Here is a 25,876-nt window from a genome sequence, read left to right on the forward strand (position 1 = left end):
ATTAAATTAGATACCAGTAGGGGGTAATATTAATGTTAAAGCTTAAGAAAACATCGTTATTATTAGTTTTAATGCTGTTACTAAGTGTAATAGCCATTGGTTGCAGCAATGATAGTGAAGGAACAGATGCAGATACTACAGATAAAGTAATTGAAATTTCTTATGGACATGGATTTATGCCTGATACTCCTCATCATAAATCAGCTATTAAGTTTAAAGAAGAAGTTGAAAAAGCAACAAATGGCAAGGTCAAGGTAAACGTATTCCCGTCAGGTCAATTAGGAAGTGCAAGAGAGATGTTTGAAGGATTACAGATGGGAACACAAGAGATAGCACTTGTACCTACAGCTAGAATAAGTGGTTTTGCTCCTGAGCTTCAACTGTTTGATCTTCCGTTTTTATTTCCAGATAGAGAAACAGGGTACAAGATAATGGATGGAGAAGTAGGAACTGAATTACTTGATAAATTAGCACAGCAAAATGTCAAAGGCGTAGCATTTTATGAAGATGGGTACAAGCATTTTACTGCTAATAAAGCTATAGCTAATGTAAACGATTTCAAAGGCGTTAAATTCAGAACCATGGAAAGTCCAATTATCATAAGTCAATTCAAGGCATTAGGTGCTGTACCTGTACCAATAGACTTTGGGGAATTGTATAATTCATTGCAATTAGGTGTTGTACAAGGACAAGAAAACCCACTAGTTACAATAGAAAGCAATAAATTTTATGAGGTTCAAAGCCACTTAACACTTAGTGAACATGCATATTTGGCCCATGTACTAATATTCAGTAACGATTGGTACAATAAATTACCTGAAGATATTCAAAAAATTCTTTATGAAAAAGGCAGAGAAATAGCGCAATGGCAGAGACAAGCAGTTCAAGATGAAGAAGTGAAATATATACAAACAATTAAAGAGGCTGGCACTACTATAATTGAATTAACAGATGAGCAAAAAAATGATTTAAAGGAAGCAACTAAATCAGTTCATCAAGAATATTCTAAACAATTTGGAAGTGAGATTTTAGAAAAGACATATGCTGAAATAGAAAAATATCAATAGTTTTCCAACAAAAGCTTGTATTAAGGCCTTAACAAGGTAGCTTTTGTTGAAATTTATGACGGAAAGTTCTTTAAATAAAAAGTAACAGAATAGAACTTTCCTATTCTTTATAAAAAATAGGAGGAAAAGATGAAATCAGCTAATAAAGTACTATCAAAAATTGAACAGTATTTTATCGCAATATTATTGTTAATTGTTGCAGTTATTTTGTTCATCAATGTAGTTCTCAGATTTTTTGGTACTTCAATGCTCTGGGCTGAAGAACTTGCACGCTATGCCATAGTATGGATAACCTTTGTTGGTGCCAGTGTATGTGTATACAAAGGTGCCCATATAGGTGTTGATGTAATAATGAATATATTAGGGGAAAAGCCAAAGAAAATACTGTCTTTAATATTAGCATTATTTTCACTTATATTTAGTGTTGTTTTCACATATTTTTCATTTAAGATTACAATGAATGTTCATAATACAAATCAAATTAGTTCTACAATGGGAATTCCCATGTCAATTGTGTATGCAGCTATGCCTGTAGGAGGAATTCTTATGTCAATAAGATATATTCAAGAGTTTATTTCCTTGATTAAGGTAGGTGAAAATAAATGATAGGTGTTTTATTTATTTTATTATTTGTATTTTTACTAAGTGCTATGCCAGTATTTATTGCAATGTCTTCAGCCAGTGTTCTTTCATTATCGCTTTTTTCACCTATACCTTTAGAGGTAGTTGCACAAAGAATGTTCTCAGGAATTGACAAGTTCTCTCTAATGGCAGTTCCCTTTTTTATACTTGCTGCCAATATAATGAAGGGCGGTGGCATGTCTAAACGCATAATCAATGTTGCAGATAAGCTAGTAGGACACTTGAGCGGTGGTCTAGCAATGGCAACTGTTATATCCTGTATGTTTTTCGGAGCACTATCAGGTTCAAGTCCTGCAACAGTAATAGCAATAGGAGGACTTTTACTACCTGAACTGCTAAATGCAAATTATGGAGAGAAATTTTCCCTTGGTTTGATAACAGCTACCCCTGCAGTTGCAGTTATTATTCCACCTAGTATTGGGATGATTATATACGGAACTGTTACTGGAGTATCAATTGGAGATTTATTTATAGGCGGAGTTGGACCTGGACTGGTATGGGGGCTTATTACTATAGCATATTGTTACTTTTATGCAAAGAAACATAAAGTGCCGGTGAAAAAAAGAGCCTCATTTAAAGAACTAATGACAGCCATAAAAGATGCTGGATGGGCTTTAGGTGTTCCAATAATAATTATTGGAGGAATATATGGAGGTATTTTTACTCCTACAGAATCCTCAGTTGTTGCAGCAATTTATGCTATAATTGTTTCACTGTTTATTTATAAGGAATTGAGTTTTAAAGAACTGATGAATGAAACAATTGATTCTGCTGTTGGAACTGCTCAAATTATGGTATTGCTAGCTGCTGCTTCAATATTCTCATGGATATTGACAAGACAACAGGTTCCTCAGGTTCTTGCAGCGGGATTAATGGGAATAACCAATTCTAAGATTTCAATACTGCTTATGATTAATATTATTCTTATAATTGCTGGAATGTTTATAGATGCAGCATCAATACAAACAATTTTATCACCATTGTTTTTACCAGTGGCTATAAATTATGGAATAGACCCTGTTCACCTAGGCATTATAATGGTTGTTAATGGAGCTATAGGTATGTCTACACCTCCATTTGGACTTAACTTATTCGTATCTTCAGGGGTTGCAAAAAAACCTCTTGGTACCATTATCAAGGGCACCATGCCTTTTATATTGCTGTCTTTAATTGCCATGGCCATTGTAACATATGTGCCTCAGGTTACAATGTTTCTTGTCAATGCAATGAAGTAAATAACTTTGGGAGACAGTTATCTGTCTCCTTTCCACATTATTCCTAAAATAAAAATTCTCCGCATAACAAATATTAAAGTTAGCAAAATGTATTTCATTTTGGTAAAATATAAATGAAGACATGATATAGGAGAGATAAAATGGCAAATATACAGTTAATCGCAACATCCACATTTGGACTTGAGGCCGTAGTAAAGAGAGAGGTAGAAAAGCTCGGATATAAAGATATTACAGTAGAAAATGGGAAAGTTACTTTTAGTTGCGATGAGTCGGGGATACCTAAAGCAAATTTATGGCTAAGGACTGCAGATAGAGTTTTGTTAAAACTAGGTGAGTTTAAGGCTCTATCCTTTGAAGAGCTTTTTCAAGGGACTAAAGCACTTCCTTGGGATGAATGGATAACAGAGGATGGAGAATTCACTGTCACTGGAAAATCCGTAAACTCTAAGCTTTTTAGTGTTTCTGATTGTCAGGCAATAGTAAAGAAGGCAGTAGTTGAAAAGCTAAAAGAAAAATATAAAACAGAATGGTTTAAGGAAGATGGACCTAAATTCACTATTCAGGTATCTATTCTTAAGGATATAGCAACACTTACTATTGATACAAGCGGAGAAGGATTACATAAAAGAGGATATAGGGTAGAAAATGTAGAAGCCCCTATTAAAGAAACACTAGCAGCTGCTAGTGTTAGCTTAAGCTATTGGAATTCTGGCAGAATATTATTAGATCCTTTTTGTGGCTCTGGAACAATACCTATAGAAGCAGCTATGATAGGTAAAAATATAGCTCCAGGATTACAGAGAAGCTTTGCATCAGAAGAATGGCCTAGAATAGGAGAAGCTCTATGGAAAGAAGCAAGAAAAGAGGCATTTAAAGCTATCAATCAAGATTTAGACATGAAAATATATGCCTCGGATATAAATCCTAAAGCAATAGAGGCTGCAAGGGAAAATGCTTATGAAGCAGGGGTAGATGAATGTATAACCTTTGAAGTTAAGGATATGTCTAAAGTAAATATAAGAGATGATTATGGAGTCATTGTATGTAATCCACCCTATGGCGAAAGACTAGGAGAAAAAAGTGAAGCAGAGGAGCTTTATAGGGAGATGGGCAAGGTATTCAAAAAATTAGATACTTGGTCTGTTTATGTAATTACATCAAATGAGGATTTCGAAAAGCTATACGGCAAAAAAGCAGATAAGAAAAGAAAACTATTTAATGGCAGGATAAAGGTAGATTATTATCAGTATTATGGACCTAGACCTATCTAAATGATTATAAATTATAAGGGGGTTTTGTCATGATAGTATCACACAAAAATGATGTAAAGGCAATGAAAATTGAAAACCCACAAGCAAAAGAAGCAGCAATGAAAGTGCTGGTGTCACCTACAGAAGGGTGGGAAGGTTATGTAATGCGTATCTTAGAGATTGAAGCTGGAGGATATACTCCGAAGCATAGCCATCCTTGGCCACACATAAACTATGTAATAAGTGGCAGGGGAAGACTGCATCTAGATGGAAAAGACATAGATGTAGAAGCAGGCTCATTTGCCTATGTACCATCAAATAAGGAGCATCAGTTTTCAAATGTTGGCAATGAACTATTTGAATTTATCTGCATAGTGCCAAAAGAAGGGCATAAATAGAATAAAGTAAAGGGCTATTCCTATGATTATTTAAAATCATATGGAATAGCCCTTGTTTTCTATGCTCCCATGAACATTTTCATGTCATCTTCCACATTTGTAATTCCACCTATCCCAAATGTTTCAACTAATACCTTAGCCACATTTGGAGATAGAAATGCCGGTAGAGTTGGTCCTAAGTGAATATTTTTAACTCCTAAATATAGAAGTGCTAATAATACAATTACAGCTTTTTGCTCATACCATGCAATGTTATATGATATTGGAAGCTCATTTATATCATTTAATTCAAATACTTCTTTTAATTTTAGCGCAATTACTGCAAGAGAATAGGAGTCATTACATTGTCCTGCATCTAATACTCTTGGAATTCCACCTATATCTCCTAACTCAAGCTTATTATATTTATATTTTGCACAGCCTGCTGTAAGGATTACAGTGTCCTTTGGCAAAGCCTTAGCAAATTCAGTATAATAATCTCTTGACTTCATTCTTCCGTCACAGCCTGCCATAACAAAGAATCTCTTTATAGCACCTGATTTAACAGCATCTACAACCTTATCTGCAAGACTTAATACAGTATTGTGAGCAAATCCACCAACTATTTCACCTGTTTCGATTTCTGTAGGGGAAGCACATTTTTTAGCATGCTCAATTACTTGAGAAAAGTCTTTCCTGCCATTAGCATCTGGCATTATATGTGTCAATCCATCAAAGCCTACTGCACCAGTTGTATATATTCTATCCTTATATGAATCCTTCGGTGGAACTAAACAGTTTGTAGTTAATATTACAGGGCCATTGAAGCTATCAAATTCCTTATCCTGCTTCCACCAAGCATTTCCATAGTTGCCTGCAAAATGAGAATATTTTTTAAATGCTGGATAATAGTGGGCAGGCAGCATTTCACCGTGAGTATAGATATCTACTCCAGTTCCCTCAGTTTGCTTTAAGATTTCCTCAAAGTCTTTTAGGTCGTGTCCGCTTACTAATATTGCTGGGTTATTTCTTACCCCTATATCTACCTTAGTTATTTCAGGATGCCCATAAGTGCTAGTGTTAGCTTTGTCTAATAAGGCCATTACATCTACGCCGTGCTTTCCACATTCCATCACAAGGGCTACTAGTTCATCTGCTGATAGGCTATTATCAGTAGTAGCTACTAAAGCCTTTCCTATAAATGAATATACTCCAGCATCTTCATAACCTAGATTGATGGCATGTTCAGCATATGCAGCCATACCTTTAAGTCCATATGTCAATAATTCTCTTAAAGATCTCACATCTTCATTTTCTGTAGCTAAAATTCCTACATATTTAGATTTTTTATCAAATACTTCCTCTGAATCTGAATACCAAGTTGCAGAATCATGTGTAATATCTACTATGCTTCCTCCAGCCTTTATTACTGATTCTTTAATTTCATCTCTAAGCTTCAATGCTTCTTTGATTCTAGCGACAAAACGAGCTTTATCAAAGTTTGCATTAGTTATAGTCATGAAGAGACCTTCGATTATAAAATGATCTGCTTTTTTTGTATCTAATTTTAATTCCCTAGCTTTATTGTTGTAGAATGAGATACCTTTTAGTGAGTAGATAAGTAAGTCCTGTAAATTGGCTACCTCAGCAGGCTTACCACATACTCCTCTAATTGTACAGCCGGCACCTTTAGCTGTTTCTTGACATTGAAAGCAAAACATACTCATTAAAAACTCCTCCCTTTAATTGGTGATATTTATATTGAAAATTATTATAAACTAAAGTTTCTATCTATATAATAAAAGAGAAGAAATTACAAAGCCGTGATTGGCATCAAATAAAATTGTGATATATGTCACGAAAAATAAATAAAAAATAGAATACGGGGTATATCTTGATTATAGTAATAAATAGAGGAGGTGTAATATATGAGTGTATATACTAAGACTGGAGATAAAGGTCAAACCAGTTTGTTTGATAACAAAAGAGTAGATAAAGATGATATAAGAGTGGAAAGCTATGGCACAATAGATGAACTGAATACCTTGCTAGGTTTATCAAAAAATTATATACGAGATGAGGAGATATACAGGCTTATTCATCAAATTCAAAGGAAGCTATTTGATGTGGGGGCAGAATTAGCTACAGAGGATGAAAATAAAAAACCAGCTACAATAAAGGAAGACGAAGTAATCTTTTTAGAGAAGGAAATAGATAAATACACAGAAAAAATAAAAAAGCCTGATCATTTTATAGTACCAGGAGCAGGTAAGGCATCAGCTTTTTTACATGTCGCAAGAACTGTTTGTAGAAGAGCTGAACGAAGAATAATTACACTATCAAAGGAAGTACAGGTAAATCCCCATCTAATCAAATATGTAAACAGATTGTCTGATTTAATATATATACTTTCAAGATATATTGAAGATGGATTTGAGGAAGTGAATTTCAATTAGAAAAAATAAGGCAGGCCTATAGCTGATATAGACCTGCTCTATTTAATAATACCCACCAAATTGACTTGCAACGCTTATTCCTACTACTAGGGCTATGATTATGCCTATAACTGCTAGAACAAGTCCTACAATGATTAGAATACCTTGAAGCTTCAAATATGAACCTAAGCTTTCAAAAATACCATTGATTTCTCTTGCATCTCCTGCTAAGTATCTATCCACAGATGTTTTAGCATTTCTAAGCTTTACTCCTAGTATAATTTGAATAATTCCGGGAATTAGAGAGACCCCAAAGGTTGCAATTGCGCCTAGACATGTAAGAGCACCTGTTATGATAGTCATTATACCTACGAAGCCAGACCATTTACTTATTGTTTCTAGCAAATTTCTGTCTGGTGTAGAGTATGTTGCTTGATTTAAGTTATCCAATCTAAATTCACCTCCTTTTTTTCAGATTATAATTAGATTATATAATAATCTTATGCGGTATATCAAATAATTATTGGAACATCTTTTGTCGTAAACATGAATCTAGTAAAACAATAGATTTATGATATAATACTATAAATAAGTATTTTAAATATATGCATCATATGAATTTTAGCATAGATTATATAATATAGTGTAAGATATGATTTGAATTAAGAGTTTAATTTATTTATATGCATTTATAGATAAAGGGGGGATAGAATTTGATTCAAGAACCTAAGAGAATATTTATTAATGACAGAATAAAAAAAGATGAGATTATTTCTTATGAAGTTCTAGATGGTATGGTAGACTGGGTACGTGTTATTGACAGGAATGGAATTATTATATATGCAAACAAATCAATGGAAGATGAATTGGGTAAGGACATTGTTGGTAAAAAATGCTATTCTGCTCTTGGGAAGTGTTCTGCTTGTAGCAGATGTATTTCCTCAACCACTGTAAGTACGGGAGAGGTAGTAGAGAAAGAAGAAAATATAGGCGATAGGATATTTTCAGTTAAGAGTTCACCAGTTAAAGATCCAGACGGCAATATTTATGCAGCTGTTGAAGTGTTTAGGGATGTAACCAAGGAAAGGAAGCTTGAAAAGGAAATAATTAAGAAGAATGAAAAGATGAGCAAGGATTTGTCTTTTGCGAGAACTATTCAGAAAAATATATTACCAAAGCAAGGAACATTAGGTCCTCTTAATGTGGATTATTTATATTTTCCCTCTGAAATGTTGAGTGGAGATATTTTCGACATAAATAAAATTAATGAAAACCTTATAGGTATTTACATTAGCGATGTAGTAGGACATGGAATTACAGCATCAATAATGACAATGTTTGTTAGACAGGCTATGAAATCAATAAAATATGATTATTTAGAACCAAGCAAAGCCATTAGCGAACTACATCAGAAGTTCCTAGACTTGAATCTTGATACGGATAAGTATTTTTCTATATTTTATGGTATTTTCGATAAAAGGGATAATACTTTTAGATATGTTAATGGTGGACACAATTGTATTCCTTTACATATTAATTGTAATGGAATAGAATTTTTAGAGTCTAAAGGCTATCCAATCACTTGTCTGTTTGACAGCATTAAATATGAAGAGAAGTCTGTTAAACTCCAAAAAGGGGATAAAATGTTATTCTATACTGATGGAGTAATTGAAACTAGAAATGAAAAGGGAGAATTATTTGGTTTCGATAGATTGATAGATATAACAAGTAAAAACAAAGACAATCTTTTAAGTGCCATAGAGAAGAGTCTTAATGAATTTAAATATAAAGATGTAGATGATGATTTCGCATTGTTAACTGTTGAAATAATGAATTGAGAAGCTGAGCAACCAGCTGGGGATAATAAGTTACTGTATAAGTGACTAGGACAAAAGGGGGATATAAGTGCAGAATATTTTTTTAGACTTTTCAAATTCAATGGTTTTAGAATCAGAGATTGAAAATATTAAAGAAGAAGTATTTACTGCCCATGAAGTATTACAAAGCAGAGCGGGTCTGGGGAAAGAGTATTTAGGCTGGATGGATTATCCTATTAATTATGACAGGAAAGAATTCGAAAGGATAAAGAGAGCCGCAGCTAAAATAAAAAATGATTCTCAGGCACTAATAGTAATCGGTATAGGTGGATCATACTTAGGTGCAAAGGCTACCATTGAAGCTCTAAGTCATTCATTCTATAATTTACTTCCCGTGGATGAAAGAAAAACACCAGAGATACACTTTGTTGGAAATAATATTAGCACTAAATATTTAGTAGATTTATTGGATATTGTAAAGGGGAAGGATATAAGCATAAATGTTATATCAAAGTCAGGCACTACTACAGAGCCTGCTATTGCATTTAGAATATTTAAAGAATATATTGAGAAAAAGTATGGCAGAGAAGAAGCCTCAAAAAGAATATATGTGACAACGGATAAAGAAAAGGGAGCATTAAAAAAACTTGCAGAAGATGAGAAATATGAAACCTTTGTTGTACCTGATGATATAGGAGGTAGATTTTCTGTACTTACTCCTGTAGGACTACTTCCTATTGCAGCTGCTGGTATAGATATTGAGCTGTTAATGGAGGGAGCAAGATCAGCAAGAGAAGAGTACTGTCTTAAGGATTTAGAGGAAAACCATTGCTATATGTACGCTGCTATTAGAAATATACTTTATAGAAAAGGAAAAAATGTAGAAATATTAGCTAGCTATGAGCCTTCAATGCATTATACTGCCGAATGGTGGAAACAGCTTTATGGAGAAAGCGAGGGAAAAAATGGGAAAGGAATATTCCCTACTTCAGCAGATTTTTCTACAGATCTTCATTCCTTAGGACAATACATACAAGATGGCAGAAGATTTTTATTTGAAACAACAATAAATATTGGAAGTATGACGGAGAAAATAAAAATTAATAGCGTAGAATCAGATATTGATGGTCTAAACTATCTGGCAGGGAAAACTGTAGATTATGTAAACAAAATGGCATTTAAGGGTACAGTCATAGCTCATGTAGATGGAGGAGTACCTAATATTATTATAAGTATACCAAAGATAGACGAATTTTATTATGGTAAGCTAATATACTTTTTTGAAAAGGCATGTGCCATAAGTGGATATTTACTGGAAGTAAATCCTTTTGATCAGCCTGGAGTTGAGGCCTACAAGAAAAACATGTTTGCCCTATTAGGAAAACCAGGATATGAAAATCTAAAAAAAGAACTGGAAAAAAGAATATAGAATCAGTTGGATAGATTAGTAGAAGCAAATGGCTATTAAAGTTTGATTCATAAAATTGAAATAAAGGCTGAAGAAAATCCGTAGACACATAATATCAAGTCTACGGATTTTTAATAGCTTTGAACCAAACTTTATTCAAGTTTTAGTGAAATGAGTACTACTAATTTTTCTTCTAATCGCTAAGATTATCAATAGGTCTTACATACTTTAACTCTGTTTTTTTGTTAAGACTAGGTATTACTATATTATCTTTTTTAGTAATATTGACCTTAAGGCGCAGCTGCCTTTTCATACTATCCAATATTCCACCCCTAAAGGTCATATTTGACTCTAGTTCCTTAGGGTCTCCTATAGCCCTTACAATTATTGGAGTACTGATAACATGGTCATCAAATATCAATGTGTTATTTTCTGCTATAAGTGTTGAATACGAAGTATATCTTATATCATTTACTGATATGGCTTCTGCATTGGCAGCATTCAGAGAACTAATTATCTGTAAAAGATAATCATAATTATATGCTACAATGCTGGTGCCATCATCAAAGATAGCTTCTGCCTCAGGTTCATCAATTTCTATTTGAACACCAGAACCCTCCATTTCTTTATATCCTAAAAACATATTATATTTTTCTAGCTCGTTATAAAGAGTCCTTAGGTGATAATCCTTATCAGCTTCTTCTTCTTCAAGCTGCTTAATCTTACCTTCGATTTCTGCTAAGTCTTTTTTAGCTTGTGCTTTTTGGCTTTCCAGATTATTAAGCTCTGCCAATAAGGCTTTAGATTTAGCAATGGGATTAGCACCATCGGTAACATTCTGAGTAGTTTTAAATTGTATAGAAAGTATTACCCCTAAAAGTACACAAACTAGAAAAACTGACAGCATACCTTTTATATTTTTCAAATTAATTCCTCCTAGAATTCCTAGTTATAATTATATAATAACCTTTTTGAGAGAAAAAAGAAATTGTTAATAATTATAATTTTTGCGATTAAAGATAATTAGCAGGAGGAGTGGGTATATTAATTGATATATTTAATACAACAAAAACTATTAGTCATGAGTGATTTAGTCAAGGAGGACGAATATGGAAATAATTATTGATGATAGGGTAAAACAATACTTAAGAGCTTTAGGCAAAAAAACAATTGCAATATATACAGAAACAGTAGGAAGCTGTTGAAGTCCTAGACCTGAAATCTTTGTAAGGACTAGGGAGCCGGAGGCGCCTGAAGATTATGATGTATTTGATATAGATAATATTAAAGTGTATTTATATAAAGAGGCTAGTACAGAGGGAAAAGTTAGCATAAGTATGTCAGAGCAGGCTTCTGATTTGCCGAATAAGGAAATCGCAGTTAAAGTTATTGACTTAAGCAGGTAAAACCTGCTTTTTGTTTTTCTGAGGTTTCTTTATTCCTGATAAAAACATTCAGAAAATCGGGTTAGGTCATTTTCTGCAGTTTCGAAACACAAATTTGTTCACTCCCTACGGTCGTGCAAATTTGGTTCTCATTGCGTTTGACCTACCTACGATTCTTTCGATAAAAACATTCGAAACAATCGGGTTAGGTCATAAATAATAACATAATTTTTGGTTCAAAATATACTGGATAGTATAATAAAAACTTGTGGGAGTGATTTATATGCCAGATGTATTTACACATATATTATGTGGCTATGATACAATACAGGGCTTGGATCAAAGTCTGAGGACAGAAATATTAAAAAAAGAAAAGCTCTTTAATTTGGGCTGCCAAGGACCCGATATGTTTTTTTACAATGATTTCATTCCTACTGCAAAGGGAAAGAGAGGCCCTAAGTTCGGTAGAATGATGCATAGGGAAAAAACAGGGGACTTTTTAGTAGAAAGCATAGATTATATAAAGGAAAAAAGAAATAATAAGGCTGAATTTTATTTGCTATTCACTTATATATGTGGACTAATATGCCATTTCAGTTTAGATAGAAAGGCACATCCATATATATATTATTTTTCAGGAAAGCATGAAAAAGATAAGCCCGAGACACGGAAATATGGAGGCTATCATAAAAGACTTGAATTAATGATAGATACAATATTGATGAAGGAAAGAAAAAATTTAGAGAGCTTTAAGCATCAGATATATGAGGAAATAGATGTAGGACAATCTCTTCCAAAAAGCATTATTGACTATTATGTCTATACATTAAGCAAGATATATGCTCCTAAGGAAATTATAAATTTCATTAATGATTCCTATAAAGACATGAAAACAGTTCTTAAGCTTGCTCATGACCCGTCAGGAATAAAAAAAGGCCTGATGAAGTTTATTGATAAAATTGCAAAGGATGATATAGAATACAGTACTCTTATATATCCAAGAAAAGTTGATAATAGACATGATTATATGAATACTAAACACAGCTTTTGGAATCACCCATGTGATAAATCTGAAGTATATTCTAAAAGCTTTTATGATGTATATGATATTGCAGTAAAGGAAAGCCTGGAAATGATTAAAACAGCCATTAAGTATTTAGAAAATAAAATTTCTATAGACAGCTTAAGAAAGGTTCTACCTAACATTTCCTATATTACAGGTAAAGACACTAATGTCCCTTGTGAGATTATATATTATAAACCTATATTTGAAGCGTAATTAATCATAACTATGATAAACATCACAGATTTTTGTGAGCCTTTTCATGTATTATTATAGTTGTTCAGTTATAATTAAAGCATAATAAAATGAAAGGGCGTGCAAAAATGGCAATTAGAAAAATAATGCATATAGATGAAGAAAAATGTGTTGGATGTGGCCTATGCACAAAAGGATGTGCAGAAAGTGCCATTAAAATAGTCAATGGAAAGGCAAAGCTAATATCTGAAAATTTATGTGATGGTTTAGGAAAATGTATTGGTCATTGTCCAATGGGTGCTATTGAAATAATCGAAAGAGAAGCAGAGGAATTTGATGAAGAGGTAGCAGCAAAACATCTAGAAGGTCTAAGCCAAAAGCAGGCTCCTATAGATAAGCACTACGGAGGAGGATGTCCTGGAAGCAGGGCTATGGCTATTCAAAGAAATGAAAAAGGTGAGACTTCAACTTCAATATCCACAGATGATATTGAAATAAAGATAAAACCACAACTGTCACAGTGGCCTGTTCAGCTGAAGCTGGTTCCAGAAAAAGCCTCATATTTTGATGGCAAGGAGCTGTTAGTAACTGCGGATTGTGTTCCTTTTGCATATCCAAATTATCATCTAGATTTACTTAAAAACAAATCAGTAGTTATTGGCTGCCCAAAGCTTGATGATGTAAATTATTATGTTGAAAAGCTGACTAATATTATATCCTATAATCAAATAACAGGAATTACAGTAGCCCATATGGAGGTCCCTTGCTGCAATGGTATAGTTATGGCAGTAGGTGAAGCAGTAAAAAGGGCAGGAAAAGATATAAAGGTGAATAAAGTTAAAATACTGATTAATGGTGAGAAGGAGAGCTAAATACTCTCTTTTCTTTTTGTCAGGGAAGTATGATATAATTAGATAAAAATTTGCAATCAAGTGGGGGTAAATATATGCTTAAAGAATTTAAAAAATTTGCAATGAGAGGAAATGTAGTTGATTTAGCAGTAGGGGTCATTATTGGAGGTGCCTTTGGAAAAATCGTAACTTCTCTTGTAAATGATGTAATTATGCCTTTATTAGGACTTATATTAGGGGGCATAAATTTTTCAGAAGACAAACTGTTATTGAGAAAAGCAATAGAAGGAAAAGATGCGCTTTATCTACATTATGGACAATTTCTCCAATCAGTTTTAGACTTCTTGATTATATCTTTTTCAATATTTCTTTTTATTAAGGCTATAAATTCATTTAAGAAAAAGGAAGAGGAAAAGCCAAAGCCTGCAGAACCAACTAAGGAAGAAGTTTTACTTACTGAAATCAGAGATTTATTAAAGGAAAGAAGATAGATTCATTAATTCTTAAAAATGAGCTTCAAAGATTTATCTATTGAAACTGTAAACTAATGATTTTCTATAAATATAGAAATTAGAGAATTATAATTAAAGTTGTACACATTAATAATGGGCTTTGTGGATATCTGCATGAGTTTTTTTAAAAAAATGTGGATATTATTCTATAAAAAAGTATAAAAAAGTCTTAAATTGTAATACAATTTTAACTTTTTAATATTTCGTAATATGTTATAATTTTGATAAACAATTGTTTAATTCTAACAGTATTAAATTTGAAAGCAACTGTAATTTTAGTTTTTATAAAGCTGAAAGTAGGTGTTCATATTGAAGCATTTTTTAAAGATATTTTCTATTGCTTTTATTTGCTTTTTATTAGCTGTAGGTGCAGGCGTATATACGTACTCTAAAATATATGTGCCTTCAGAAGAGCAGGATGATATAGGCCAAAGTGATAAAGACGGTGATGGAGATAATAGCTCAAAAAATGAGGAGCCTAAGGATCCCTTCCAAAAAGCCATAGCCTCTAGCAAGAGAGTGAACTTTTTACTCATGGGCATGGAAGGGCCTAGATCTGATACAATGATATTTGCTAGCTATGATCCTAAAGAAAAAAAGGTAGATATGATATCTATTCCTAGGGACACTTATTACTACACTAAAGGATATGAGAATGCGGATGTTAGGAAAATAAACGCAGTATATGGGAGAAGTAAAACAGAGGGAAGTAAAAAAGCAGTAGAAGAAATTTTGGGACAAGTACCTGTTCATCATTACATTATGATAGATTATAAGGGTGTGGAGGCGATTGTAAACTCCATTGGCGGCGTTGAAGTAGATGTACCTTTTCATATGGAATATTTTGATCCAAAGGACGTACCACCTTTACGTATAGATATACCAAAAGGAAAGCAATTGTTAAAAGGCGAGCAGGCAGTAAAATTTTTAAGGTTTAGGCACAATAACGATATGACTGTAGGATATCCTGACGGAGACTTAGGAAGAATAAGGGCACAACAGCAATTCCTAAAATCCGCCATCAAAAAATCCCTAAGTCTTAAAATTATAAACGTAGTAAATACAGCCTTTGATCATGTAAAAACCGATGTTAAATTGACAGAAGCACTAGGCTATGCTGCTGGTTTAATAGGATTTGATGCAGATAATATTTCTATGATCACGTTGCCAGGGAAAGATGAATATAGGACATACAATAAAGTTAAATTATCCTATTTCATACATGATCCCGACAAAATAAAAGAACTGATGATGGGAATTTACAACGTGCAGGAGGAAGTTATTGAAGAAAATAAAAATAATGATTAGGAATGAAATTATTAACCAATCTTAATATCTGCCCGTCAGGATAAGAATTAAGATTTTACCCATTAGTCGTGTTTAGAACGACCTATCATCTAAATAAAGTGAGAAATCTTGAACTAATATACAAGTAAAAGCCTGCAAAGCTGCAGGCTTTTATACTCAATATATAACGGACTCTCATTATTTATTAGTAAGAAGCATTTCTCCAACTATATATATATCTCCTGCTCCCATAGTTACTATGATATCATCCTTGGATGCATTATTTCTAATATAGTTGCTTATCTCTTCAAAGGTTCCTAAGTACTCAGCATCAACTCCATTTTTAACCAACTCATTGACTAAATCCCTCGAGTGAATCATTCCAGTGTCCTTCTCCCTAGCAGCGTATATATCCGCAATTATAACCTTGTCAGCATCAGAGAACGAATCAGCAAATTCCTTAAGCAGTGCTTTAGTTCTTGTATAAGTATGAGGTTGGAATGCGCAAATTATTTTACCTTTAGAAGAATTTCTTAGTGCAGATAATGTAGCCCTAATTGCAGTTGGATGGTGGGCATAGTCATCTATAATTATGGCTTCTCCTAGCTTTCCCTTGTACTCCTGCCTTCTATGAGTTCCAGTATATTTAGCTATTGAATCAATAATAGAATCCATTGGAACTTTACATATATGAGCTGTAGCTATTGCAGCTAGTGCATTATATACATTATGAATTCCTATTGTACTCAATGAAATATCATAAGCTTCCTCGTTATTTACCATTAGTTTAAAAGAAGGAAGTCCTCTATTATTAAATGTGATATCAGTAGCTTTATAATTGGAATCATTGTCAATTCCAAATGTAACTACATTGCATTTAGCGTTTTTAACAGCTTCTCTAACATTTTTATCATCATTGTTTGCAACAATATATCCACCCTTAGGTATTAACTTTACAAAATCTGAAAAGGTGTTAATGATATGAGTTAAGTCCTTATAATAATCTAAATGATCTGCATCTATGTTCAAAATAACACCTATGGTAGCGTGAAACTTCAATATATTCCCTTTATATTCGCATGCTTCTGTGAGGAGCACCTCACCATTACCTATTTTTACATTGCCGCCTATTTGATCTAATTCTCCACCTAATAGAATTGTAGGATCTAAAAGAGAATCATTAAATATTACAGACATCATTCCCGTAGTTGTAGTCTTACCATGAGTACCAGATACAGCAATTGAATTTTTATATAGCTTCATCAACTGACCTAGAAAAGTACCCCTATCTACAGTTGTTATATTTTTATTAAAGGCTTCCAGTAGCTCAGGGTTATCCTTACTTATTGCATCAGTATAAACTACTAAATCAGCATCTCCTATATTATCTTTATTATGACCTATATTTACTACAGCACCCTTACTTTCCAGCTTTTTCAAGATAGAAGAAGGCTTCATATCAGAACCAGAAACTCTGTATCCATTTTCTATAAGTATTTCAGCTAGCCCACTCATACTTATTCCACCAATACCAATAAAATGAACATGGGAAAAGCTATGGTTATGTATATTAAAAGAAAACATTATATTACCTCCTGACAAGGAATAACATGATTATTCATATTATTGCCAACAATTATACTATTATTATCATATTCTAAGATAATTCCTCTTGATACAGTGATGATTATACCACATCAATAACTTTTAAAAAAGGAAATAATTTATAATATTAAATATTTGATTATTGTGTGAATAAAGCTATTCATAAGGTGGAATAATATTCATGTTTAATAGGTATAATGTGGAAATCCATATATGTCTTGGCAATTATTTGTTAAGGAATATATGCACTAAAAATGATTATATCCTATTATTACTTAATATAACACAATAGTAGTGGATAAAAAATCATAAAAAATAACCAAATATTAGTATATGGGTATAAGAATACAAAAATTCATTATTTTTTGTTTAAAAAGAAGGAATTACCAAAAAGATAGAGAATATTATTGTTAATTACGAAATCAGGTTCAGAGACCCCGTGGGAAGGTGGTGAATTCATGAAGGTAACAGACGTAAGAGTCAGAAAAGTTAACAATGAGGGAAAAATGAAAGCTATAGTTTCAGTTACATTCGATGATGAATTTGTAGTACATGACATTAAGATTATAGAAGGGCAGAATGGATTATTTATTGCTATGCCTAGTAGAAAGATGGCTGATGGGGAGTTTAGGGATATAGCTCATCCAATTAATTCAGAGACAAGAAATGCTATACAAGAAGCAGTTTTTGCTGAGTACGAAAAAGCAATGATTGAGTAAATTAAAGGGTCGTTAGACCCTTTTTACTTTTTTGCAAATAAGTATATATAATACTGTATACATATTTTATATATTATCTTGTATTTTTATATGCAAAATAGTATATTATTATTGGTAGCTAATAAACGATTTTACTTAAATAGATGAATTAGAAGGCATAAAATAGCTAAATATTATCTATATAGTACTAGTATAACATAATAGCTAAGAGGAGAGTGAAATATGATTTTTTCTATTATACTTGCAGCAGGAGAAGGTACGAGAATGAAATCGAAGCTTCCAAAGGTTATGCATAAAATCTGTGGGAAGCCATTATTAAGTCATGTAATAAATACTGCTAAAGCCTCTGGTATAGATAAAAACATAGTTATAGTAGGTAATGGCAGTGACCTTGTGCAGAAGGGCATTGAAGAAGAAGTATTTTTTGTAGAACAACCTATAGGAGAAGGGGTACCGTATGGAACTGGATTTGCTGTTATGCAGGCCAAAGACTATATAGAAGATGACAGCCATGTTATTATTTTATATGGTGATACTCCCCTAATTACTAGTGAAACAATAAATAACACTATTGAGTTTCATAAAAAAGGCAATTATGAGGCAACCGTTTTAAGTGCTGATTTTGATGACCCTACAGGCTATGGAAGAATAATAAGAGACAGTAACGGAAATGTAACCAGCATAGTTGAACATAAAGATGCAAGTGAGGAAGAAAGAAATATTAAAGAAATCAATTCAGGAATTTATTGCTTTAATGGTAAGAGTTTAAAGCTGGCATTAGATAGATTAGACAGTAATAATGCTCAAAATGAATATTATATTACGGATGCAATAAAAATACTTAATGATTTAGGATTAAAGGTTGGAGGATATAAAATCCTAGATAAGGAAGAAATTTTTGGAATAAATTCTAGAATACAGCTTGCTGAGGCTGAAAAAGTCATGAGAAAAAGAATTAATAATGCTCATATGGCTAATGGAGTCACTATTATAAATCCTGATAATACTTATATTGATGCAGATGTGAAAATAGAAAGAGACACTATAATATATCCTGGTGTTATTATTGAAGGCAAGAGCAATATTGGAGAGGATTGTATCATAGGACAGAACAGTAGAATTGTAGATAGTCATGTAGGAAATGAAGTAGACATTCAGATATCAACAATTTTGGAAAGTAAAATAGGAGATAATGCACATATTGGTCCTTATGCATATCTTAGACCGAATAGCGAGATTGGAAAGAATGTAAAAATAGGGGACTTTGTAGAGGTTAAAAATTCAAAGATAGAAGATAATTCAAAAGCTTCTCACCTTTCATACATTGGCGATGCATATGTAGGAAAAGGTGTTAATATAGGCTGCGGAGTAGTATTTGTAAACTATGATGGCAAGGAAAAGCATAAGACAATAGTACAGGATAATGCCTTTATAGGGTGTAATACTAATCTTGTATCGCCTGTAGAAGTAGAAGAAGGAGCTTATATTGCAGCAGGCTCTACTATCACAGAAAGAGTACCAAAGGAAAGTCTTTCTATAGCAAGAGCTAGGCAAGTAAATAAAGAGGGTTGGGTTAAAAAGAAAGGTTTAAAAAAATAAAGGAGGCTTATAAATGAACATTAGTGGAAGAGACTTAAAGATTTTCACGGGCAATGCGAATAAGGAGCTAGCAGAAAGAATATGCACTGAGCTCGGTGAAACTTTAGGAAACAGTGAGGTTGGTGTATTCAGTGACGGAGAAATTTCTGTGAATATAGGTGAAACGGTAAGAGGATATGATGTATTCGTTATTCAGCCTACATGTCCGCCTGTAAATGAAAGTTTGATGGAGCTTTTAATAATGATTGATGCACTTAAAAGAGCCTCTGCTGGTAGAATAAATGCTGTAGTTCCTTACTATGGATATGCAAGACAAGATAGAAAGGCTAAAGCAAGAGACCCTATAACAGCTAAGCTTGTCGCTGATCTTCTTGAAGTATCTGGACCAGATAGAATAATAACTATGGATCTGCATGCTGCTCAGATACAGGGATATTTTGACATACCAGTTGACCATCTGCTAGGAGGACCTATACTTGCACAATACTGCAAGAAAAACTTAGTAGGTGATACAGTCATAGTATCACCTGATGTTGGTGGCGTTCAAAGAGCAAGGAACTTTGCTAGTATTTTAGACTTACCTATTGCAATTATTGAAAAGAGAAGGCCAAAGGCAAATGTGTCAGAGGTTATGAATGTAATAGGAGATATTGAAGGAAAAGATGCTATAATAGTTGACGATATTATTGATACAGCTGGTTCTATGACTAAGGCTGCAAGTGTATTAAAAGATTTTGGAGCTAAGAGAGTTTTTGCATGCTGTACTCATGCAGTATTATCAGGCCCTGCTATTGAGAGAATACAAAATTCTGTTATAGAGAAACTAGTGGTTACAGATACAATTCCATTAACAGAGGAAAAGAAAATAGATAAAATAGAAGTAGTATCAGTGGCATCTATTATAGCAGAGGCAATAAGAAGAATATACAGAAATGAGTCCGTTAGCAGAATATTCGATTAGACTCATAAAGGAGTTGGTTGTTTGTATGCAGTAATAGGGCTGGGCAACCCTGGCAGTAAATATAAAGGAACCAGACATAATGTGGGTTTCGATACAATAGACTGTATTGCCCAGAGAAATAATGTAAAGATTACTAAGATCAAGTTCAAAGCAGTGTATGGAGAGACACAAATAGGCGGCGAAAAGGTACTGCTGGTAAAGCCACAGACTTATATGAATAGAAGTGGAGAAAGCGTTTTAGAAGTATATAATTTCTTTAAGATACCACTAGAAAATATTATTGTGATATTAGATGATGTAGACATAAAATTTGGCTCACTAAGGATAAGGACAAAAGGAAGTGCAGGCACTCATAATGGGATGAAATCTATCATATACCTGCTTCAAAGTGATAATTTTCCAAGGGTTAAAATTGGCGTAGGTAAACCTAATGAGCATCAGGATTTAGCAGATTTTGTACTAAGCGGTTTCTCGAAGGATGATAGAATATGTGTAGACAGTACTATTGAACAAGCTGCCAAAGCAGTTGAAAAGATTATCACAAATGGTATAAATACTGCAATGAATGAGTTTAATATAAATATTGATAGCCCAGGCATATAAAGCCTGGGCTACAGGTGTTTTAGCTAAGGAGCTGGTTTTATGGAATTAAATATGTTTATAGACAGTTTAAAGAATCTGTCTTCATATGACCAATTATTGAATGAAATAAATAAAAAATCCTCACCAATTGCCTTACATGGATTATCAGAGGAGAATATAGCCCATATATCGTATGGGCTAAATAAGCACTTAAATAGACAGATACTTATAATAACCTATGATGATATGAGAGCAAAAAAAATAGTAGAGGACTTAAGCTTTTTTAGTAGAGAAAATAGCGAATTATTTCCCACAAAGGAAGTAGTTCTTTATGATATTGATGCTCATAGTCATGAAGTATCAAACCATAGAGTAAAAGTTATGGATAGACTTATCCAGGGCGAAAACATAGCTGTGGTATCATCTATTCATGCCATAATGAACAAGATAATGGCAAAAGATTTGATTAGGAAATATACAATTGATATTAAATTGGGGCAGACTATTGATTTGAACCAGCTATCAAAAACCTTTGTAGTCCAAGGCTATGAAAGGGTGGACATGGTAGAAGGAGTAGGACAGTTTAGTATAAGAGGAGGCATTATTGACCTTTTTTCAGTCAATTCTCAAAATCCTTTTAGGATTGAACTATTTGATGATGAAATAGATTCAATAAGAATATTTGATTTAAAAAGTCAAAGATCAATTGAAAATTTATCTAATATTCACATTCCGCCAATTAAAGAGATTCTAATTTTAGATGGAGAGATGGAGAGTATCATCAATGGCATTGAAGGTGATTTAAACACATCTATCAAAAAGCTTCAAAAAAAGGGAGAAACAGAAATAATTGATAATCTGACTGAAAAGTTTAGATATTATATAGATAGATTATCAAATGGACTAAGTATAGGAAATATTGACTTACTAGTACCTTACTTGAAACAAAATATTTCTAATATTATTGAATACTTCAAAAATGACTCGCTGGTCATAATAGACGAACCGCAGAGAATAGAAGAAAGCATTAAGGGTCTTAAACAGGATTTCATAAATAGATACACTGATCAATTTGAGAGAGGAGAAGTATTATCGAAGCATCAGGATATATACCATACCTATGATACTATTTTAGACAATATATCTAAAATGACTTGCATCACTACAACAAATCTTTTAAAAAATAATCCTAGATTTAAACCTAAGGCTATAATCAATTTCACTATAAAGAGTATGCAGTCCTTTCATAATAAGATTGAGATTTTATCGGATGAGCTTAAGCATTTTAAATATAGAGGATATAAGACCATAATACTTTCTGGCACTAAAGAAAGAGGGATTAGGCTAGCACAAAACCTTTTAGAAAACAATATCGAATGTAGCTATGTAGATGATGCCTCTAGGGAAATCAAATCAGGACAGGTATTTATAACTGCTGGGAGCATAAGCAGAGGATTTGAATATTCAAACCTAAAGCTTGCAATTATAAGCGATAAAGAAGTGTTTGGGACATATAAAAAGGCAAGATCAGTAAAGACAAGAAAGGATACTGCTAAGATTGCATCCTTTACAGATTTAAATATAGGGGATTATGTAGTGCATGAAACCCATGGTATAGGAAAATATGTTGGAGTAGAGCAATTAACAGTGCAGGGAGTACGAAAGGACTATTTATCAGTAAAGTATTCAGGTGAAGATAAGCTTTATGTGCCAATAGATCAAATGAATCTAATTCAAAAATATATTGGTTCAGATACAACTGAGCCTAAGGTAAATAAGCTTGGCAGCAGTGAATGGGCAAAAACTAAGACAAAGGTTAAAAAAGCCATAGAAGATATGGCAGCAGATTTGATTAAGCTTTATGCTTCCAGACAAACTATTAAGGGATATAGGTTTTCTCATGATACTCCATGGCAAAAACAATTTGAAGATGCTTTTTCATATGAGGAAACCGATGATCAATTAAGATGTATAGAGGAAATCAAAAGAGATATGGAAAAAGATAGACCTATGGATAGATTGTTATGTGGAGATGTGGGCTATGGAAAGACTGAGGTGGCTTTGAGGGCTGCATTTAAGGCAATAATGGATGGCAAACAGGTGGCTATTTTAGTACCCACAACCATATTAGCTCAGCAGCATTATAATACAATAATCGAGAGATTTAGCCAGTTTCCTGTAAAAGCTGAGATGTTAAGCAGATTTAGAACACCAAATCAGCAAAAGAAAATAATAAATGACTTAAAAAGCGGAAATCTTGATATTGTAGTTGGAACTCACAGACTTCTATCAAAAGATGTAAAATATAAGGATTTAGGATTATTGGTCATAGATGAAGAGCAAAGATTTGGGGTTAAGCATAAGGAATCAATTAAAGTAATAAAGGAGAGTATAGATGTCCTTACCCTAACAGCTACTCCTATACCGAGAACTCTTCATATGTCTTTAATAGGTATTAGAGATATGAGTGTCATTGAAGAACCCCCAGAGGAGAGATACCCTGTACAGACATATGTTGTTGAATACAACGACCAGCTAATGAGAGATGCTATTATTAGAGAACTCAATAGGGAAGGACAGATTTATTATCTTTATAATAGAGTTCAAAATATTCAACAGTTTGCTTCTAAGGTAAAAAGCTTAGTTCCTGATGCCAGGGTAGCCATTGGTCATGGGCAGATGAGTGAGAGAGAGCTTGAAAGAGTAATGATGGATTTTCTTAATAGAGAGACAGATGTGTTGGTATGTACGACCATTATTGAGACAGGTCTTGACATACCTAATGTAAACACAATAATCATAAATGATGCTGACAAAATGGGACTTTCTCAATTATATCAGTTAAGAGGCAGGGTAGGGCGTTCTAACAGAGTAGCCTCCGCCTACTTTACTTATGAGAAGGATAAAGTGTTAACTGAGGTTGCAGAGAAGAGGTTAAAAGCAATAAAGGAGTTTACTGAGTTTGGCTCTGGATTTAAAATAGCAATGAGAGACTTGGAAATCAGAGGAGCAGGCAACTTGCTGGGCTCAGAACAGCATGGTCAAATGGCTGCCATAGGCTATGATCTATATGTTAAATTCCTAGATGAGACTATAAAGAAACTTAAAGGAAAACAAGGGGAAGAAGCAGTAGAGACTACTATAGAACTTAATGTAGACGGATATATACCTAAAAAATACATCGAAAACGAGGAACAGAAAGTAGAAATATATAAGAGAATTGCATCTATTATGAATAAGCAGGATTATTCAGATGTCTTAGAGGAAATAATAGACAGATTTGGCGAAATACCAAATGAAGTGACAAATCTATTAAAGATATCATATATCAAATCTCTTTGCAGTAAGGCAAAGATAGTTTCTGTATCTCAAAATGATCAAATTATAAAGCTAGAATTTAAATCGCTAGAAAGCATTACTCCTGATTTGATAAATGAATTAGTCTTGTCCTATGGCAGAAGAATGACATTTGATTTATCTAAAAACCCAAATTTCAAATATAAGCTTACAGGCAAGTCACAAGAGAGCATATTGAAAGAGTTAGAGAAGGTAATTGAAAAAATTAGTAGTTTTCATATGGATACAAATAATATATAATATTATATATGTAGGCTTAACGTTAGGAGGGTAAGGATTGCAATTTAGAATAAATAGAAAAATAATATTAATTACAGCAGCTATATTCATATTATCTATGGTACTAAATGGTTGCAATGCATCAAAAGAAGATTCAGTTGCAATAGTTAATGGAAAGATTATATCAAAATCTGAATTTGGAATTAATTTCGATATAAATAAAAAAATGTATGAAAATCAGTTAGGATCAGATATTATGTCAAAGGATATGGGAAAAGGAAAAACCTTTGAAGAAGAATTGAAGCAAGTAGTATTAGACAATCTTATAGTTGAAAATGTAATATTACAGGATGCAGAGAAGCAAAAGATTACAGTGAAAGACAAAGAAGTTGATGAGGCTATAGATCAGTTCATTGTGTCAGTAGGTGGAAAAGAAAAATTAAAAGAGTTTCTTAAACAAAACAGTATGACTGAAGATTATATGGAAAAAAGAATGAGAACTGAAATGATTATAGATAAATACAGAAATCATTTCTTTGAATCCATTATTTCTGATGAAGATGTTAAGAAACAATATGAAGAAAATAAGGATTCCTATGTTTCTATTAGAGCTAGTCACATATTGGTAAAAACGGAAAAGGAAGCTAATGATATATTAAAAAGGATAAATAGTGGAGAATCCTTCGAAGAGCTTACAAAATTATCTACTGAACCTGGTGCAGAGGCAAGGAAAGGAGATTTAGGTTATTTTACTAAAGGTAAAATGGTTCCTGAATTTGAAAAAGCTGTTTTTGAGTTAAAACCAGGTGAAATAAGCGATGTAGTAAAGACAGAATTTGGATATCACATAATAAAGCTAACTGATATAAAGGATTCATTTGAAGAAGTTAAGGACAATGTGCTAGCTGATCTACAAAATAAGGAATCTGCTAAATTTGATCAAAAAGTTAAAGAGTTAAGAGATAATGCAAAGATAGAGATTCTTATGAATACTGAAGTCCCAAAAAGTGACGAAGAAAATAAAGCCCAGGACAGTGATCAGGATAAAGGGCAAGATAATACAGAAAATGAATAAGTAAATTAGAAGGCTGCCTTATGACCTAACCCGATTTTCTGAATGTTTTTATCAGGAAATCGCAGGTAGGTCAAATGCAACGAGCATCAACCCTGTTGTAGGTTTATGATAGGAGTGTCCGTCAGGACCAAATTTATGAGAGCGATAGCGAGCAAATAAATTTGTGTAGCGAGACTGCTAAAGCAGTCTTTTTTTATTTTTGCTATAAAATTTCCACATATGCATAAAATAATCT

The 25,876-nt window shown here is 33.0% G+C and carries 23 protein-coding genes; 19 read left to right on the forward strand and 4 right to left on the reverse strand.

Annotated features, from left to right (window positions below):
- Positions 1–32 precede the first annotated feature (32 nt).
- The 5 genes from QO263_RS04720 (at position 33) to QO263_RS04740 (ending at position 4,592) form a co-directional block, all read left to right on the forward strand.
- On the forward strand, positions 33–1,067 hold the full coding sequence (locus QO263_RS04720) for a TRAP transporter substrate-binding protein (RefSeq protein WP_285626993.1): 1,035 nt from the start codon (positions 33–35) through the stop codon (positions 1,065–1,067).
- A 129-nt stretch (positions 1,068–1,196) separates the two neighbouring features.
- Complete coding sequence (locus tag QO263_RS04725; RefSeq protein WP_285626996.1) at positions 1,197–1,673, forward strand: TRAP transporter small permease; 477 nt, start codon at positions 1,197–1,199, stop codon at positions 1,671–1,673.
- Positions 1,670–2,944 carry a TRAP transporter large permease gene (locus tag QO263_RS04730; protein WP_285627000.1) on the forward strand — a complete coding sequence of 425 codons (1,275 nt, stop codon included), beginning with the start codon at positions 1,670–1,672 and terminating at the stop codon, positions 2,942–2,944. Before QO263_RS04725 ends, QO263_RS04730 begins: the two co-directional genes overlap by 4 nt.
- Before the next feature lie 140 nt (positions 2,945–3,084).
- A complete protein-coding gene (locus QO263_RS04735; RefSeq protein ID WP_285627003.1) occupies positions 3,085–4,215 on the forward strand; it encodes a THUMP domain-containing class I SAM-dependent RNA methyltransferase in 1,131 nt (376 codons plus the stop codon).
- Between the two features lie 29 nt (positions 4,216–4,244).
- Positions 4,245–4,592 (forward strand): cupin domain-containing protein, encoded by a 348-nt coding sequence (locus QO263_RS04740; protein ID WP_285627006.1) that lies wholly within the window; start codon positions 4,245–4,247, stop codon positions 4,590–4,592.
- Between the two features lie 59 nt (positions 4,593–4,651).
- On the opposite strand, the gene hcp is transcribed toward QO263_RS04740, so the two are convergent.
- On the reverse strand, positions 4,652–6,298 hold the full coding sequence (hcp, locus tag QO263_RS04745) for a hydroxylamine reductase (RefSeq protein ID WP_285627009.1): 1,647 nt from the start codon (positions 6,296–6,298) through the stop codon (positions 4,652–4,654).
- A gap of 201 nt (positions 6,299–6,499) precedes the next feature.
- Here hcp and QO263_RS04750 point away from each other — a divergent pair, with 201 nt between their 5' ends.
- The gene (locus tag QO263_RS04750; protein WP_285627011.1) at positions 6,500–7,027 is read left to right on the forward strand and encodes a cob(I)yrinic acid a,c-diamide adenosyltransferase; all 528 of its coding nucleotides are present in this window, start codon (positions 6,500–6,502) and stop codon (positions 7,025–7,027) included.
- 42 nt (positions 7,028–7,069) lie between these two features.
- Here the strand turns inward: QO263_RS04750 and QO263_RS04755 are convergent, their stop codons facing one another.
- Positions 7,070–7,456, reverse strand: coding sequence for a DUF5362 family protein (locus tag QO263_RS04755; RefSeq protein ID WP_285627014.1), 387 nt, complete (start codon positions 7,454–7,456; stop codon positions 7,070–7,072).
- Positions 7,457–7,719: 263 nt separating this feature from the next.
- Here QO263_RS04755 and QO263_RS04760 point away from each other — a divergent pair, with 263 nt between their 5' ends.
- Both QO263_RS04760 and QO263_RS04765 read left to right on the forward strand, forming a co-directional pair.
- Positions 7,720–8,844, forward strand: a complete 1,125-nt coding sequence (locus QO263_RS04760; RefSeq protein ID WP_285627017.1) for a SpoIIE family protein phosphatase — start codon at positions 7,720–7,722, stop codon at positions 8,842–8,844.
- A gap of 67 nt (positions 8,845–8,911) precedes the next feature.
- Complete coding sequence (locus QO263_RS04765) at positions 8,912–10,252, forward strand: glucose-6-phosphate isomerase (RefSeq protein WP_285627020.1); 1,341 nt, start codon at positions 8,912–8,914, stop codon at positions 10,250–10,252.
- A 172-nt stretch (positions 10,253–10,424) separates the two neighbouring features.
- Here QO263_RS04765 and QO263_RS04770 read toward each other — a convergent pair whose 3' ends face one another.
- A complete protein-coding gene (locus QO263_RS04770) occupies positions 10,425–11,156 on the reverse strand; it encodes a DUF881 domain-containing protein (RefSeq protein ID WP_285627022.1) in 732 nt (243 codons plus the stop codon).
- A gap of 295 nt (positions 11,157–11,451) precedes the next feature.
- Between QO263_RS04770 and QO263_RS19120 the strand changes: the two genes are divergently transcribed.
- From QO263_RS19120 to QO263_RS04790, 5 genes are all read left to right on the forward strand, one after another.
- A complete protein-coding gene (locus tag QO263_RS19120) occupies positions 11,452–11,637 on the forward strand; it encodes a CC/Se motif containing family (RefSeq protein WP_502928711.1) in 186 nt (61 codons plus the stop codon).
- A gap of 262 nt (positions 11,638–11,899) precedes the next feature.
- Positions 11,900–12,895: a zinc dependent phospholipase C family protein gene (locus QO263_RS04775; protein WP_285627025.1), complete on the forward strand. Its 996-nt coding sequence runs from the start codon at positions 11,900–11,902 to the stop codon at positions 12,893–12,895.
- 107 nt (positions 12,896–13,002) lie between these two features.
- Positions 13,003–13,746, forward strand: coding sequence for an ATP-binding protein (locus QO263_RS04780; protein ID WP_285627028.1), 744 nt, complete (start codon positions 13,003–13,005; stop codon positions 13,744–13,746).
- Positions 13,747–13,820: 74 nt separating this feature from the next.
- Complete coding sequence (mscL, locus tag QO263_RS04785; RefSeq protein ID WP_285627031.1) at positions 13,821–14,216, forward strand: large-conductance mechanosensitive channel protein MscL; 396 nt, start codon at positions 13,821–13,823, stop codon at positions 14,214–14,216.
- A 330-nt stretch (positions 14,217–14,546) separates the two neighbouring features.
- A complete protein-coding gene (locus QO263_RS04790; RefSeq protein WP_285627032.1) occupies positions 14,547–15,545 on the forward strand; it encodes an LCP family protein in 999 nt (332 codons plus the stop codon).
- 177 nt (positions 15,546–15,722) lie between these two features.
- Here QO263_RS04790 and murC read toward each other — a convergent pair whose 3' ends face one another.
- Positions 15,723–17,108, reverse strand: a complete 1,386-nt coding sequence (gene murC, locus QO263_RS04795; RefSeq protein ID WP_285627034.1) for a UDP-N-acetylmuramate--L-alanine ligase — start codon at positions 17,106–17,108, stop codon at positions 15,723–15,725.
- 479 nt (positions 17,109–17,587) lie between these two features.
- On the opposite strand from murC, the gene spoVG reads away from it, so the two are divergent.
- The 6 genes from spoVG to QO263_RS04825 all read left to right on the forward strand — a co-directional run bounded on the left by spoVG (position 17,588) and on the right by QO263_RS04825 (position 25,641).
- The gene (gene spoVG / locus QO263_RS04800) at positions 17,588–17,848 is read left to right on the forward strand and encodes a septation regulator SpoVG (protein ID WP_285627036.1); all 261 of its coding nucleotides are present in this window, start codon (positions 17,588–17,590) and stop codon (positions 17,846–17,848) included.
- A gap of 222 nt (positions 17,849–18,070) precedes the next feature.
- Positions 18,071–19,447, forward strand: a complete 1,377-nt coding sequence (glmU, locus tag QO263_RS04805) for a bifunctional UDP-N-acetylglucosamine diphosphorylase/glucosamine-1-phosphate N-acetyltransferase GlmU (protein ID WP_285627038.1) — start codon at positions 18,071–18,073, stop codon at positions 19,445–19,447.
- Between the two features lie 13 nt (positions 19,448–19,460).
- Positions 19,461–20,408: a ribose-phosphate pyrophosphokinase gene (locus tag QO263_RS04810; protein ID WP_285627040.1), complete on the forward strand. Its 948-nt coding sequence runs from the start codon at positions 19,461–19,463 to the stop codon at positions 20,406–20,408.
- 21 nt (positions 20,409–20,429) lie between these two features.
- Complete coding sequence (gene pth, locus QO263_RS04815) at positions 20,430–21,011, forward strand: aminoacyl-tRNA hydrolase (RefSeq protein ID WP_285627041.1); 582 nt, start codon at positions 20,430–20,432, stop codon at positions 21,009–21,011.
- 39 nt (positions 21,012–21,050) lie between these two features.
- Positions 21,051–24,587 (forward strand): transcription-repair coupling factor, encoded by a 3,537-nt coding sequence (mfd, locus tag QO263_RS04820; RefSeq protein WP_285627042.1) that lies wholly within the window; start codon positions 21,051–21,053, stop codon positions 24,585–24,587.
- 37 nt (positions 24,588–24,624) lie between these two features.
- A complete protein-coding gene (locus tag QO263_RS04825; RefSeq protein WP_285627044.1) occupies positions 24,625–25,641 on the forward strand; it encodes a peptidylprolyl isomerase in 1,017 nt (338 codons plus the stop codon).
- The last annotated feature ends 235 nt before the right edge of the window (positions 25,642–25,876 follow it).

Origin of the sequence: Proteiniborus sp. MB09-C3 (genome assembly GCF_030263895.1) — a bacterium.
Taxonomy (GTDB): domain Bacteria; phylum Bacillota; class Clostridia; order Tissierellales; family Proteiniboraceae; genus Proteiniborus.

What these genes read in the sequence shown, in the direction of transcription:
- QO263_RS04780 (WP_285627028.1), top strand. Translation starts at nt 13,003, where the DNA reads ATGGCAATTAGAAAAATAATGCATATAGATGAAGAAAAATGTGTTGGA.
- QO263_RS04730 (WP_285627000.1), top strand. Translation starts at nt 1,670, where the DNA reads ATGATAGGTGTTTTATTTATTTTATTATTTGTATTTTTACTAAGTGCT.
- QO263_RS04720 (WP_285626993.1), top strand. Translation starts at nt 33, where the DNA reads ATGTTAAAGCTTAAGAAAACATCGTTATTATTAGTTTTAATGCTGTTA.
- mfd (WP_285627042.1), top strand. Translation starts at nt 21,051, where the DNA reads ATGGAATTAAATATGTTTATAGACAGTTTAAAGAATCTGTCTTCATAT.
- mscL (WP_285627031.1), top strand. Translation starts at nt 13,821, where the DNA reads ATGCTTAAAGAATTTAAAAAATTTGCAATGAGAGGAAATGTAGTTGAT.
- murC (WP_285627034.1), bottom strand. Translation starts at nt 17,108, where the DNA reads ATGTTTTCTTTTAATATACATAACCATAGCTTTTCCCATGTTCATTTT.
- QO263_RS04775 (WP_285627025.1), top strand. Translation starts at nt 11,900, where the DNA reads ATGCCAGATGTATTTACACATATATTATGTGGCTATGATACAATACAG.
- QO263_RS04725 (WP_285626996.1), top strand. Translation starts at nt 1,197, where the DNA reads ATGAAATCAGCTAATAAAGTACTATCAAAAATTGAACAGTATTTTATC.
- hcp (WP_285627009.1), bottom strand. Translation starts at nt 6,298, where the DNA reads ATGAGTATGTTTTGCTTTCAATGTCAAGAAACAGCTAAAGGTGCCGGC.
- QO263_RS04740 (WP_285627006.1), top strand. Translation starts at nt 4,245, where the DNA reads ATGATAGTATCACACAAAAATGATGTAAAGGCAATGAAAATTGAAAAC.
- spoVG (WP_285627036.1), top strand. Translation starts at nt 17,588, where the DNA reads ATGAAGGTAACAGACGTAAGAGTCAGAAAAGTTAACAATGAGGGAAAA.
- QO263_RS04750 (WP_285627011.1), top strand. Translation starts at nt 6,500, where the DNA reads ATGAGTGTATATACTAAGACTGGAGATAAAGGTCAAACCAGTTTGTTT.
- QO263_RS04810 (WP_285627040.1), top strand. Translation starts at nt 19,461, where the DNA reads ATGAACATTAGTGGAAGAGACTTAAAGATTTTCACGGGCAATGCGAAT.
- QO263_RS04735 (WP_285627003.1), top strand. Translation starts at nt 3,085, where the DNA reads ATGGCAAATATACAGTTAATCGCAACATCCACATTTGGACTTGAGGCC.
- glmU (WP_285627038.1), top strand. Translation starts at nt 18,071, where the DNA reads ATGATTTTTTCTATTATACTTGCAGCAGGAGAAGGTACGAGAATGAAA.